The organism is Pseudomonas sp. 22526 (assembly GCF_052044735.1).
GTDB classification, from domain to species: domain Bacteria; phylum Pseudomonadota; class Gammaproteobacteria; order Pseudomonadales; family Pseudomonadaceae; genus Aquipseudomonas; species Aquipseudomonas piscium.
In genome coordinates, this window is sequence record NZ_JBQENK010000004.1 from 410,172 (window position 1) to 423,295 (window position 13,124).

The window sequence follows — 13,124 nt, forward strand, 5'->3', positions numbered from 1 at the left end:
CCCGCGATGCGTTTTATTGAGCGCCGCCGGCCACCGCTGCCTGCGCGCTGCGCAGTTCGTGGCGATTGCCGCGGAACAGCACCAGGGTCGCGATCAGACCCAGCACCGCCGCGCCGCTGAGCCAGATGCCTGGCGCCGCCTTGTTGTCCAGTACATGGATCAGGTAGGTGCAGGCCGCTGGCGTGAAGCCGCCAAAGGTGGCGGTCGCCAGGCTGTAGGCCAGGGAGAAACCGGTGGTGCGTACTTCAACCGGCATGATCTCGGTGAGGGCCACCACCATGGCGCCGTTGTACGAGCCATAGAGGAAGGATAGCCACAGCTCGACGATCAACAGGTGGCTGAAACTCGGGTTGGCCACCAGCCAGGACAGTGCCGGGTAAGCCGTGAGGATCGCCAGGACAGTCGCCGCCAGCAGCAGCGGCTTGCGCCCGACCTTGTCCGAGACGGCGCCCATCACCGGCAGCCAGAAGAAGTTCGACAGGCCGATGCACACGGTGACCAGCAGGGCGTCCAGGTCCGACAGCTGCAGTTCGGCCTTGCCGAAGGTCGGGGTGTAGGCGGTGATCAGGTAGAAGGACACGGTGGTCATCACCACCAGCGCCATGCCGGCCAGGACGATGCCGAAGTTCTGGCCGATGGAACGGATGATTTCCTGCAGGGTAGGGCGGTGCTTGCGTGCCTGGAACTCCGGGGTTTCTTCCAGCGAGCGACGGATCATGAAGATCGCCGGCACTATCATGCAGCCCACCAGGAACGGCACGCGCCAGCCCCAGTCGCCCATTTGCTCCGGGCTCAGCCAGTGGTTCAGGCCCACGCCCAGCAGGCCGGCGAAGACCACGGCGGCCTGTTGGCTCGCCGATTGCCAGCTGACAAAGAAGCCCTTGCGGCCCGGGGTGGAGATTTCCGCCAGGTAAACCGAGACGCCCCCCAGCTCCACCCCGGCAGAGAACCCCTGCAGCAAGCGGCCGAGCAGCACCAGCAACGGCGCGGCGACGCCGAGGGTGGCATAGCCCGGGACGCAGGCGATCAGCACGGTGCCCGCGGCCATGAGCAGCAGGGTGATGATCAGGCCCCGGCGCCGACCATGGCGGTCGATATAGGCGCCGAGAAAGATCGCACCCAGCGGGCGCATCAGGAAGCCGGCGCCGAAGGTCGCCAGCGACAGCATCAATGACGCGAAAGCACTGTCGGCAGGGAAGAAGGTCTTGGCGATGGCCGTGGCGTAGAAGCCGTAGACCATGAAGTCGAACATCTCCAGAAAGTTGCCGCTGACAACGCGAAAGATCGCCTTGCCTTTGCCCGTGGTCGTGGACATTTTATTCACTCACTTTGGCTATTTTGTTAGCGATCCCTGGTCGTTACCCGTCCTGGTTGCACGGTCTGGGGCGGCTAAGCCGCAGGCCAGACAGTTTGTAACAATATGTGTATTGGACTGCCGAGACAACAAAAACTCTTAGCTTGCTTGCTAAGTAGGCGATAGGTGGACCTTGAAATTTATCGCGAGCAAGCTCGCTCCTACAGGTTTATCCGTCNGCTTGCTCGCGATGGCGTTAGTCCGGCTGCATCAAACCCGGTGTGGTTACTGCATAATGGCCCGCCCTGATCGGCCGATGCCGAGAAGGCAATCGATTGTCGGGAGGCGAAGCTTTGCTGGGTGGATCTTGGGTGCGAGGGTGGGTCCCTGTGGTTTTGGCTATGGCCCTGGCTGGATGTGATCAGGGCGATTCGCTGGAAAGCTTCGGCGGCCCGACCATGGGCAGCACCTACTCGATCAAGTACGTAAGGCGGGCAGGGCAGGCCGCGCCGAGTGAGGTGCAGGCCCAGGTCGAGCAGATCCTTGCGGAGGTCGACCGGCAGATGTCGACCTATCGCAGCGACTCGGACATCGAACGCTTCAACGATCTGCCGGCCAACAGCTGCCAGGCGATGCCGGCGGCGGTCCTGCGCTTGATCGAAGTTGGCCAGCAGTTGTCGCGGGACAGCCAGGGCTCCTTCGATCTGACGGTCGAACCCTTACTCAATCTCTGGGGCTTCGGTCCGCAGGGGCGTGGGGAGGCGGTGCCCAGCGATGAGGCGCTGGCGCAGGTGCGGCAGCGAGTCGGTTATACCCATCTGCGTATTGAGGGCGACCAGCTGTGCAAGGACGCCGCGGTCGAGGTGGACTTCAACAGCATCGCCGCCGGTTATGCGGTGGACCGGATTGCCGCCAGGCTCGCGGAAATGGGCATCGACAGTTACCTGGCCGAAGCCACGGGCGAACTCAAGGCCGTCGGCAGGAAGCCCGACGGTTCGGCCTGGCGCATAGCCCTGGAGGAGCCGCGGGACGATCGACAGGTGGCCGAGCGGGTCATAGCCATCGACGGTTATGGGGTTTCGACTTCCGGCGACTACCGCAATTATTTCCAGCGCGACGGGCAGCGCTATTCCCACACCTTCGACGCCCGCACCGGCAGACCTGTCGAACATGGGCTGGCCTCGGTCACGGTGATTCATCCCGCGGCTGTGATGGCCGATGGTCTGTCGACCCTGCTGCTGATCCTCGGCCCCGAGCGCGGTTGGGATTACGCAGAAAAACACGATATCGCCGCATTTTTTGTGATTCGTGCCGATACAGGCTTCGTCACACGCAGCAATCGCGCGTTTGATCGCCTGTTTGCCGGACAAAAGCAGTAATCTTGCGCGGTGCCGCGGCGCGATGTCGCAGGCAAAAGTAGCCGGCGACGCGACCAAGGGTTAATGTGCGCGGCGTTGACGCTTCTATAGACTGTGCCCGGGTTCGTAACCGAGCCAAATTGATCCTTCATGCCGCTGGCCGCGACATGATTTAGCCGCAGGCGCCACATCGGGTGCCGCGGCCTGTTCTGAGGAGTACGCATGGCTGTCTACAACTACGACGTAGTGGTGCTGGGTTCAGGCCCCGCTGGAGAAGGTGCGGCAATGAACGCCGCGAAAGCAGGACGCAAGGTAGCGATGGTCGATAGCCGTCGCCAGGTCGGCGGTAACTGCACCCACCTGGGCACCATCCCGTCCAAGGCCTTGCGTCACTCGGTCCGGCAGATCATGCAGTTCAACACCAACCCGATGTTCCGGGCCATTGGCGAGCCGCGCTGGTTCTCGTTCCCCGATGTACTGAAAAGCGCCGAGAAGGTCATCTCCAAGCAGGTGGCCTCGCGCACCGGCTACTACGCGCGTAACCGGGTCGACGTGTTCTTCGGCACCGGCAGCTTCGCCGACGAGCAGACCATCGAAGTGGTCTGCGCCAACGGTGTGGTCGAGAAGCTGGTGGCCAAGCACATCATCATCGCCACCGGCTCGCGCCCGTATCGCCCGGCCGATATCGATTTCCACCACCCGCGTATCTACGATAGCGACACCATCCTCAGCCTCGGCCACACCCCGCGCAAACTCATCGTTTACGGCGCTGGCGTGATCGGTTGTGAATACGCCTCGATCTTCAGTGGCCTGGGGGTACTGGTCGAGCTGGTGGACAACCGCGGCCAGCTGCTGAGCTTCCTGGATTCCGAGATTTCCCAGGCGCTGAGCTACCACTTCAGCAACAACAACATCACCGTGCGCCACAACGAGGAATACGACCGCGTCGAAGGCCTCGACAATGGCGTGATCCTGCACCTCAAGTCGGGCAAGAAGATCAAGGCCGACGCCTTGCTCTGGTGCAATGGCCGGACCGGCAATACCGACCGCCTGGGCATGGAAAATATCGGGGTCAAGGTCAACAGCCGTGGCCAGATCGAGGTGGACGAGAACTACCGCACCTGCGTGCAGAACATCTACGGTGCCGGCGACGTGATCGGCTGGCCGAGCCTGGCCAGTGCCGCCCATGACCAGGGGCGTTCGGCCGCCGGCAGCATCGTCGACAACGGCAGCTGGCGCTTCGTCAACGATGTACCGACCGGGATCTACACCATTCCGGAGATCAGCTCGATCGGCAAGAACGAGCAGGAGCTGACCCAGGCCAAGGTGCCGTACGAAGTGGGCAAGGCCTTCTTCAAGAGCATGGCCCGCGCGCAGATCGCCGGTGAGCCGCAAGGCATGCTGAAGATCCTGTTCCACCGCGAAACCCTGGAAGTCCTGGGCGTGCACTGCTTCGGCTACCAGGCTTCGGAGATCGTGCACATCGGCCAGGCGATCATGAACCAGCCGGGCGAACTCAATACCCTGAAGTACTTCGTCAACACCACGTTCAACTACCCGACCATGGCCGAAGCCTATCGGGTAGCCGCTTACGACGGCCTCAACCGGCTTTTTTGAGCGACTCCGGCCGGTGGCCTGAGCCGGCCGGGGAGACCGATTTCAGTAACTCTCGAGCGTGGCGCTGGCCAAACCGGGAAAGTCTGTAATCAGGCTGTCTACGCCGAAGTCGGCGAGCCTGCGCATCAGCGCAGGCTCGTTGACTGTCCACACCGACACATGCAAGCCCTGACGCTGCGCCCGTTGCAGCCGCTCCGGGGTGCAGAGTGTCCAGTTCAACGCCAGCATCTCGCAGCCGTAGCTTTGCGCAACCTTCAACGGGTCGAGCCAGGCGTACTCGGCAACCAGCCCGCGCGACAGGTCCGGGGTCAGCTCGACAGCCGCCTTGAGCACTTCCCGTGAGCTGGAGGTGACGGTGACCTTGTCCAGCAGGCCGAAGCGCTGCGCCATTTCGCGAATCGCCAACACCGTGGTGGCGGCACGGGTGCGCGAAGCGCTCTTGACCTCCAACTGCCAGTGCTCGAAATCGCACTTCTCGAACAGTTCTTCCAGGCGCGGGATCGGGCAGGGCTTGACCCAGCCCGGGCCGCCCTTGCGGGCGTCGTAGGTCACCAGTTCCTCAGCGCTGTGTTCGACCACCTTGCCGCGGCGGTCGGTGGTGCGCTTGAGGGTCGGGTCGTGGATCACCATCAGCTCGCCGTCCATGGACAGGTGCAGGTCCAGTTCGCAACGGCGCACGCCATGCTTGAGGCACTGCTGGAAGCTGGTCAGGGTGTTTTCCGGTGCTTCGCCTTTAGCGCCGCGGTGGCCATAAATCAGGGTCACGATTGCTCCTTCATGGAAATTGTTCCATTAGATGGTCGGTGCTGCGCGATGGTGCCACAGGTCAGTCGGCTGCCGGGTCGTTCTGCTCTCGGGCCTGGCGACGTTCCTGGGCCTGCTTCTGCAGGATATAGCGAGCCAGCAGCTGGCGTTGGGCATCGGTCAATGCTTCGAACTCGGTACCGATTTCGAACGTGCCGAAACTGCGGGTTTCACAGTGGGTGACCTTGGCCCGCAGCAACAGGCCCAAAGCCTGGGGCATCAGCAGCAGCTTGACGGCCAGGTGGGTGCCGGCAGGGTAGGACAGGTGATGTTCGAACTCGATGCCGCCTTCGGAGAGAATCACCCGCTGCGGCTCGCCGAACTTGCCGAGCACGGTCTGCGCCACCACCTGGCTGAGCAGGTCGATGCGCTTGTTCATGGTCTTGAGGTAGTTGGCCAGGGTCCGGTCGCGCTCGCTGACCTGGCGCAGCAGGTGCTGCGATTCGAATTCGCTCAGGTGCAGCTCGCTGAGCAGGTTGAACAGCGGCGACGCATCCTGCAACACTTCCTTGCTCGCCGCTTCGTGGGCGGACAAGGGGCTAATTTCCAGTGCGATCGTGTCCTCGATACGGTAGTATTCGCGGCGATCTTCTTCATCTAATGTCGACATGGCGAACCCATGGTAGCGGCGGTGGTCTGAGTGTAAAGCTGCTTACCAGGACCCGCCACAAGGACGTCTTCTTTTCCTCCGAACAAGCCCCGACATGTTCAGACCTCTCTTCGTATTTATTGGCACGCGTTATACCCGTGCAAAGCGTCGCAATCATTTCGTGTCATTCATTTCCCTGACCTCGATGATCGGACTCGCCCTTGGCGTGGTCGTGATGATCGTCGTGCTGTCGGTGATGAATGGCTTCGACCATGAGATGCGCACCCGCGTACTGGGCATGGTGCCCCACGCGACCATCGAATCCGGTGAGCCGATCAGCGACTGGCAAGCCCTGGCCGACAAGGTCAAGCAGAACCCCAAGGTGCTGGCGGTTGCGCCATTCACCCAGATGCAGGGGTTGCTGACCAATAACGGTCAGGTGCAGAAAGTCCTGCTCAACGCCATCGATCCGGCCAAGGAACGCCAGGTTTCGATCATCGATAACTTCATGAAGCAGGGCAAGCTGGACGACCTGGCGCCCGGCAGCTTCGGCATCGTGATCGGCGACAAGGCGGCGACCAAGCTGGGGGTTGGCCTGGGCGACAAGCTGACCTTCGTCGCGCCCGAGGTCACGGTGACCCCGGCCGGGATGTTCCCGCGCATGAAGCGTTTTACCGTGGTCGGCATCTTCCACGTCGGCGCCGGCGAGCTGGACGGCTACCTGGGCCTGACCAACCTCGACGACCTGGGCCGCCTGCACCGCTGGAAGCCGGATCAGGTGCAGGGCCTGCGCCTGAAGTTCGACGACCTGTTCCAGGCGCCACGCACCGCCTGGGAAATTGCCGAGCAGTTGGGCGAGAACCAGTACTACGCCCGCGACTGGACCCGTACCCACGGCAACCTGTACCAGGCCATCCGCATGGAAAAAGCCATGATCGGCCTGCTGTTGCTGCTGATCGTCGCCGTGGCCGCCTTCAATATCATCTCCACCCTGGTGATGGTGGTGAACGACAAGAAGGGCGATATTGCGATCCTGCGCACCCTGGGCGCGACGCCGGCTACCATCATGGCGACCTTCATGGTCCAGGGCACGGTGATCGGCGTGATCGGTACCTTGATCGGCGCCGTGGTCGGGATGTTCGCGGCGTTGAACGTCAGCGCGGCGATCTCCGCCCTCGAAGGCCTGATCGGGCACAAATTCCTCAATGCCGACGTGTACTTCATCGACTACCTGCCATCGCAACTGATGGCCGAAGACGTGTTGATGGTCTGCGGTGCGGCACTGGTCCTGAGTTTCCTCGCCACCCTGTATCCAGCCTGGCGTGCCGCGCGCACCCAGCCTGCGGAGGCGCTACGTTATGAGTGAGTTGGGCATGAGTGAAAAAGCAATTCTGAGCTGCCGCGACCTGGGCAAGTCCTACGAGGAAGGTCCGGAGTCGGTGGTGGTGTTGTCCGGCCTGCAACTGGAGTTGCACCCGGGCGAGCGCGTGGCGATCGTCGGCACCTCCGGTTCGGGCAAAAGTACCTTGCTCAACCTGCTGGGCGGCCTCGACACGCCAACCAAGGGCAGCGTCTGGCTCGACGGTGAAGAGCTTTCGGCGCTGAGCGAGAAGGGCCGCGGCCTGTTGCGCAACCGCTCCCTCGGTTTCGTCTACCAGTTCCACCACTTGCTGCCGGAATTCACCGCCCTGGAAAACGTCTGCATGCCGCTGCTGATCGGCAAGACCGCGATCCCGGAAGCTCGTCAGCGGGCCACGGCCTTGCTGGAGCGTGTAGGGCTGGCCCATCGCCTGGAGCACAAGCCGGCCGAGCTGTCCGGCGGTGAACGCCAGCGTGTGGCCATTGCTCGCGCCCTGGTCAACAAGCCGGGGCTGGTGATGCTCGACGAGCCGACCGGCAACCTCGATTCCCACACTGCCCAAGGCATTCAGGACTTGATGCTGGAGCTCAGCACCTCGATGCGTACCGCGTTCCTGGTGGTGACCCACGACATGAACCTGGCTCGCCAGATGGATCGCGTCCTGCACCTGCAGGAAGGTTTCCTGACGCCCATCTGACTGGCTGCAACCTGGCGCCTGAAGCAGGCGCCGGGTCTTTAATTTCCACAGGGTGCCCCAGCGAATGTTCAGACCGTTATCGATCTTTATCGGCACGCGCTATACCCGCGCCAAGCGCCGCAATCGCTTTGTTTCCTTCATCTCCATGACCTCGATGATCGGCCTCGCCCTGGGCGTGCTGGCGATGATCGTGGTGCTGTCGGTGATGAACGGTTTCCAGCGCGAAATGAGCTCGCGCATCCTCGGCATGGTGCCCCACGCCACCATCGTCGGCGTCAAGCCGATCGACGACTGGCAGCCGGTGGCCGCCGCGGCGATGAAAAATCCCGAGGTGACGGCCGCTGTGCCGTTCACCGAGATGGAAGGCATGCTCTCCTACAAGGGCTCGATGCAGCCGATCCAGATCAGCGGCATCGACCCGGCCCAGGAAGGCAAGGTCTCCATCGTTGCCCAGCACATTGTGCAGGGCCGTCTGGATGCCTTGAAGCCGGGCGAGTTCGGGGTGGTGATCGGTGAGATCACGGCACGGCGCTTCCGCCTGAATGTCGGCGACAAGCTGACCCTGATAGTGCCGGAAATCAGCTCTGCGCCGGGCGGCATCACCCCGCGCATGCAGCGTTTGAACGTGGTCGGGGTGTTCAAGGTCGGTGCCGAGCTCGACGGTTCCATGGGCCTGATCCATGTGGCCGACGCCGCCGAGATGCAGCACTGGCAGCCGAACCAGGTGCAGAGCGTGCGCCTGGCGGTCAAGGACCTGTACGCTGCGCCCAAGGTCTCCAGCGACATCGCGGCCAGCCTGGGGGCGGACTTCAAGGCCGATGACTGGACCCACACCCAGGGCAGCCTGTTCAGCGCGATGAAGATGGAAAAGACCATGATCGGCCTGTTGCTGCTGATGATCGTCGCCGTGGCGGCGTTCAACATCATCGCCACGCTGATCATGGTGGTGAACGACAAGGGCGCGGACATCGCGATCCTGCGCACCATCGGCGCCACGCCACGGCAGATCATGGCGATCTTCATGGTTCAGGGCACGGTGATCGGTATCGTCGGTACCTTGATCGGCGGCGTGCTGGGGGTGATCGCGGCGTTGAACGTCAGTGCGCTGGTGGGGTGGCTGGAGCGGGTCAGCGGCCAGCACATCTTCAGTTCCGACGTGTACTTCGTCAGCAACCTGCCTTCCGAGCTGCAGGGCGGCGACGTGGCCCTGATCTGTACCGCGGGTTTTGTCCTGAGCTTCCTGGCGACCCTGTATCCGGCCTGGCGCGCGGCGAAGGTCGAGCCGGCGACGGCGTTGCGTTACTCGTAAGATCCAGGACCGCTATCGCGAGCAAGCTCGCTCCTCCGGGGAGCTTGCTCGCCAACCCTCCGCTAGTCCTGCCTCGGCAACTCAATCACAAAGCTCGTCCGACCCTGCGCCGATTCGCAACGAATCTGCCCGCCATGGGCGCGGATGATCGATTGGGTGATGGCCAGCCCCAAGCCCGCATGTTCACTGCTGCCTTCGTGGCGCGCCGGGTCGGCGCGGTAGAAGCGGTCGAACAGCCGTGGCAAGCGTTCAGGCGGAATGCCTTCACCGGTGTTTTCCACCCGCAGGTATGAGCCCTTGACGGTCTCGCCAAGCCGCACCCGCACTTCGCCGCCAGCCGGGGTGAAGCGCAGGGCATTGTCCAGCAGGTTGGAAAGGGCGCGGCGCAACATGCTGCGGTCGCCCTGGATGTTCGCGCTGCCTTCGCGCCCCAGGGCGATGCCGGCGTCTTCGGCCAGCGGCGTATAGAACTCCAGCAGCATGTCGGTTTCGTCACCGAGCTCCAGGGCCTCGCGTTTCGGCGTCAGCAGGCCGTGGTCGGCCTTGGCCAGGTAGAGCATGTCGTTGACCAGTTGGGCCATCCACTGCAGCTCTTCGAGGTTGCTGTGCAGGGCTTCGCGATAGTCTTCCAGCGCCCGTGGGCGGGTGAGGGTGACCTGGGTGTGGGTCAGCAGGTTCGACAGCGGGGTGCGCAGTTCATGGGCGATGTCCGCCGAGAACGCGGAGAGGCGCTGGAAGGAGTCGTCCAGGCGCCCGAGCATGGCATTGAAGGCATGGGCCAGTTCCGCCAATTCGCCGGGCATCTGCTGCTCCGGCAGACGCTGGGTCAGGGAGCTGGCGGAAACACCCGCGGCCACCTCGCTCATCCGCCGCAACGGACGCAGACCGCTGCGCGCCGCCCAGGCCCCGAGCAGCGCAGTGGCCAGTGCCGAAAGGCCGACGGTCAGCCAGATCAAATGCTGCATGCGTTGCAGGAAGTGCTGGTGATGAGTGATGTCGAGCATCAGGGTCAGCTCTGGCGAGCCGGCCTGGCCAGGCTCCAGGGCCGCGCTGTAGATGCGGTAGGCGGTACCCTCGTGTTGCAGGCTGTGCAGCCCGGTCGGCTGGGCCGGGGCGGCCGGCAGCGCCTTGGCACTGTCGAACCAGACGGCGCCGTCCACACCAGTGACCCGCAGCGTCAGGTCCGGTTGATGGCTGAGTTCATCCTGCAACTGCGCCTTGCGTTCGGCAAAACGCTGCGGGTCGTCGGCACCCAGCAGCGCACTGCGCATGGCGATCAGCTTGCCTTCCAGCAGTTGCTGGTCGAGTTCGATGAAGTGCGCTTCGCTGGCACGGCTGAACAGTACCCCGGCGAGCAGCGAAACCACCGCGGTGCAGCCAGCGAACAACAGGGCCAGGCGCCCGCTCAGGGTCAAGCGGCGCATCAGGCCTGGCGCTCTTCAAGCACGTAGCCCATGCCGCGCACGGTGTGGATCAGTTTGTTCGGGTAATCGTCATCGATCTTCAGGCGCAAACGGCGGATCGCCACCTCGATGACGTTGGTGTCGCTGTCGAAGTTCATGTCCCAGACCTGAGAGGCGATCAGCGTTTTGGGCAGTACTTCGCCCTGGCGCCGCAGGAGCATTTCCAGCAGCGAGAACTCCTTGGCGGTGAGGTCGATGCGCTGGCCGCTGCGCTCGACCCGTCGGCGAATCAGGTCCAGGCGCAGGTCCGCCAGTTGCAGGGTGGTTTCCTGGGGCGTGGAGCTGCCGCGGCGCAGCAGGCTGCGGACCCGGGCCAGCAGTTCGGAGAAGGCGAAAGGCTTGACCAGGTAATCGTCGGCGCCCAGCTCCAGGCCGTGAACCCGGTCTTCCACCGCATCGCGCGCGGTCAGGAACAGCACCGGTATCTCCAGTCCGGCGCTGCGCACGGCTTGCAGGATCTGCCAGCCATCGCGGCCCGGCAGCATCACGTCGAGAATCAACAGGGAGTAGTCGCCGGTCAGCGCCAGGTGTTGGCCGGTGGTGCCATCGGCCACCAACTCGGCATTGAAGCCGGCCTCGCTCAGGCCCTGGCGCAGGTATTGGCCGGTTTTCGGTTGGTCTTCGACGATCAGCAGTTTCATGGGCGGCTCATGGCTAATGGAACGCGGGCTTTATACCTTGGGCGACGGCCGCATGGCACAAGCTGACAAAGTTGTAATCTAGCAGTCAGCTGGCTGGCAGCGGTGCGGCCTTAGAGTTTCACACAAGCTGAACCTCATCTTGTTGGAGTGCGATTATGTTTTTGCCCAAGGGTGTTTTACCTCGTTCATTGACGTTGGCCGCGTGTTTGCTGGCATTGGGTGCGCCGGCCTGGGCATCGCCGGCGCAGAACTACGATTTCGGTCAGGCGGCCTCGGCGGCCAAGGCGACACGTACGGTGGAGCTGGTCATGGGCGACATGTCGTTCAGCCCCAAGACCCTGGATATCAAGGCTGGCGAGACCGTGCGTTTCGTGTTGGTCAACAAAGGCCAACTGCTGCACGAGTTCAACCTCGGCGATGCGGCCATGCATGCCAAGCACCAGCAGGAAATGCTGAAGATGCAGCAGAGCGGAATGCTCACACCCACCGCCGTCAAGGTCATGCCCGCCGAGGCCATGGATCACGCCGCCATGGGGCATGGCGCGATGCCCGGCATGAAGCACGACGACCCGAACAGCGTGCTGGTGGAGCCGGGCAAGACCGCTGAACTGACCTGGACCTTCAGCAAGGCCGGCAGCCTGGAGTTCGCCTGCAATATCCCGGGGCACTATCAGGCGGGCATGGTCGGCAAGCTGACCGTCAGCCAGTAAGCGCCTGGGGCTCAAAGGCGGAGGCAAAGACTGATAGAATCGCCTGATTCTTCAGTCAGGTTTCCGCCATGCATCCCGCAGCCGAACATTCGCCGCTGGGCAAGTCCAGTGAATACGTCTCCACCTACACACCGTCCTTGCTGTTCCCGATCCCGCGGGCGGCAAAATGGGCCGAGCTGGGCCTGAGCGCTAACACCCTGCCTTATAAAGGCGTGGACTTCTGGAACTGCTTCGAGCTGTCCTGGCTGCTGCCTTCCGGCAAACCAGTGGTGGCCATCGCCGAGTTCAGCATTCCGGCGGATTCACCGAACATCATCGAGTCGAAGTCGTTCAAGCTGTACCTCAACTCGCTGAACCAGACCCCTTTCGCGGATCGCCAGAGCCTGGAAGAAACCTTGCGTGCCGACCTCTCGGCGGCGGCCGGCAAGCCGGTGGGCGTGCGGATCCGCAGCCTGGGCGAAGTGGAGGCGGAAGGCGTGGTGGCCTTGCCGGGTACCTGCATCGATGAGCTGGATATCAGCGTCAGCAGCTATGAACATCCACGTCCGGAGCTGCTGCAGTGCGACAGGTCGCGGACCGTCGAGGAGAGCGTGCACAGCCATCTGCTCAAATCCAATTGCCCGGTCACCAGCCAGCCGGACTGGGGCAGTGTGGTGGTGGAATACCGTGGCCCGGCTCTGGATCACGCCAGCCTGCTGGCCTACCTGGTGAGCTTCCGTCAGCATTCGGACTTCCATGAGCAATGCGTGGAGCGGATTTTCCTCGACCTGCAGCGCTTGCTGCAGCCGGAGAAGCTGACGGTGTACGCGCGTTATGTGCGTCGCGGTGGTCTGGACATCAACCCCTATCGCAGCACCGAAACCGCGAATTTCGCCAACTTCCGGCTGGTTCGCCAGTAATGAAAAGCCCCGCTCTGGTAGCGGGGCTTTTTTTGTCTGTAAGGGGTTAAATCCCCATGTTGCCGAGGGTTTGCACTATGTTGCGCAAGGTTCCGGCAATGGCGGGGTGTTCAAGCTCGAAGCGTTCGACGGCGAGGTTGACCCCGTCGGCCAGGCTGGTGTCCTGGGTGGCGTTTTCCAGTTTGAGCTCGAGCTCGATCTGTTGCATCAATTCCTGCAGATTGGCGCGTTCTGCTTCCGAAAGCGGTGGGTTCTGCTCCAATTGCTCGCGCAGGGTATTGAGCTGTTCTTGCAGTTCGCGGGCAGGCATGGCGTTCTCCCTTCATTGATAGGCACAGCCATGGACCGCGCCGATTCGCTAAAGGTCCATGTCTGAACCTTAG

At 62.9% G+C, this 13,124-nt stretch carries 13 protein-coding genes; 7 read left to right on the top strand and 6 right to left on the bottom strand.

Translation table 11 applies throughout. From position 1 onward, the window contains the following. Positions 1-13: 13 nt before the first annotated feature. Positions 14-1,315: an MFS transporter gene (locus tag ACTJKT_RS08755; RefSeq protein ID WP_440786802.1), complete on the bottom strand. Its 1,302-nt coding sequence runs from the start codon at positions 1,313-1,315 to the stop codon at positions 14-16. A gap of 380 nt (positions 1,316-1,695) precedes the next feature. Between ACTJKT_RS08755 and ACTJKT_RS08760 the strand changes: the two genes are divergently transcribed. Both ACTJKT_RS08760 and sthA read left to right on the top strand, forming a co-directional pair. Next, entirely contained in the window at positions 1,696-2,673 is a 978-nt protein-coding gene (locus ACTJKT_RS08760; RefSeq protein ID WP_440786803.1) for an FAD:protein FMN transferase, read from the top strand. A gap of 201 nt (positions 2,674-2,874) precedes the next feature. Beyond that, complete coding sequence (gene sthA / locus ACTJKT_RS08765; protein WP_025804213.1) at positions 2,875-4,269, top strand: Si-specific NAD(P)(+) transhydrogenase; 1,395 nt, start codon at positions 2,875-2,877, stop codon at positions 4,267-4,269. A gap of 42 nt (positions 4,270-4,311) precedes the next feature. Here sthA and ACTJKT_RS08770 read toward each other — a convergent pair whose 3' ends face one another. Continuing rightward, positions 4,312-5,034 (bottom strand): glycerophosphodiester phosphodiesterase, encoded by a 723-nt coding sequence (locus ACTJKT_RS08770; RefSeq protein WP_025804212.1) that lies wholly within the window; start codon positions 5,032-5,034, stop codon positions 4,312-4,314. A gap of 61 nt (positions 5,035-5,095) precedes the next feature. Next, positions 5,096-5,683: a PilZ domain-containing protein gene (locus tag ACTJKT_RS08775; RefSeq protein WP_053278162.1), complete on the bottom strand. Its 588-nt coding sequence runs from the start codon at positions 5,681-5,683 to the stop codon at positions 5,096-5,098. 94 nt (positions 5,684-5,777) lie between these two features. Here ACTJKT_RS08775 and ACTJKT_RS08780 point away from each other — a divergent pair, with 94 nt between their 5' ends. The 3 genes from ACTJKT_RS08780 (at position 5,778) to ACTJKT_RS08790 (ending at position 9,028) form a co-directional block, all read left to right on the top strand. Then, a complete protein-coding gene (locus ACTJKT_RS08780; protein WP_440786804.1) occupies positions 5,778-7,028 on the top strand; it encodes a lipoprotein-releasing ABC transporter permease subunit in 1,251 nt (416 codons plus the stop codon). A gap of 7 nt (positions 7,029-7,035) precedes the next feature. Further along, on the top strand, positions 7,036-7,719 hold the full coding sequence (lolD, locus tag ACTJKT_RS08785; RefSeq protein ID WP_164485326.1) for a lipoprotein-releasing ABC transporter ATP-binding protein LolD: 684 nt from the start codon (positions 7,036-7,038) through the stop codon (positions 7,717-7,719). Positions 7,720-7,783: 64 nt separating this feature from the next. Then, on the top strand, positions 7,784-9,028 hold the full coding sequence (locus tag ACTJKT_RS08790; protein ID WP_025804209.1) for a lipoprotein-releasing ABC transporter permease subunit: 1,245 nt from the start codon (positions 7,784-7,786) through the stop codon (positions 9,026-9,028). A 62-nt stretch (positions 9,029-9,090) separates the two neighbouring features. Here the strand turns inward: ACTJKT_RS08790 and ACTJKT_RS08795 are convergent, their stop codons facing one another. Together ACTJKT_RS08795 and ACTJKT_RS08800 are read right to left on the bottom strand one after the other, a co-directional pair. Then, entirely contained in the window at positions 9,091-10,452 is a 1,362-nt protein-coding gene (locus ACTJKT_RS08795) for a heavy metal sensor histidine kinase (protein WP_440786805.1), read from the bottom strand. Next, positions 10,452-11,132: a heavy metal response regulator transcription factor gene (locus ACTJKT_RS08800; protein ID WP_025804207.1), complete on the bottom strand. Its 681-nt coding sequence runs from the start codon at positions 11,130-11,132 to the stop codon at positions 10,452-10,454. The genes ACTJKT_RS08795 and ACTJKT_RS08800 overlap by 1 nt, the downstream gene beginning before the upstream one ends. A gap of 155 nt (positions 11,133-11,287) precedes the next feature. On the opposite strand from ACTJKT_RS08800, the gene copI reads away from it, so the two are divergent. Together copI and queF are read left to right on the top strand one after the other, a co-directional pair. Then, positions 11,288-11,842 (top strand): copper-resistant cuproprotein CopI, encoded by a 555-nt coding sequence (copI, locus tag ACTJKT_RS08805; RefSeq protein WP_440786806.1) that lies wholly within the window; start codon positions 11,288-11,290, stop codon positions 11,840-11,842. Positions 11,843-11,910: 68 nt separating this feature from the next. Further along, complete coding sequence (gene queF / locus ACTJKT_RS08810) at positions 11,911-12,741, top strand: NADPH-dependent 7-cyano-7-deazaguanine reductase QueF (RefSeq protein WP_440786807.1); 831 nt, start codon at positions 11,911-11,913, stop codon at positions 12,739-12,741. Positions 12,742-12,787: 46 nt separating this feature from the next. Here queF and ACTJKT_RS08815 read toward each other — a convergent pair whose 3' ends face one another. Next, a complete protein-coding gene (locus tag ACTJKT_RS08815) occupies positions 12,788-13,051 on the bottom strand; it encodes a DUF4404 family protein (RefSeq protein ID WP_007926964.1) in 264 nt (87 codons plus the stop codon). Positions 13,052-13,124: the final 73 nt, after the last annotated feature.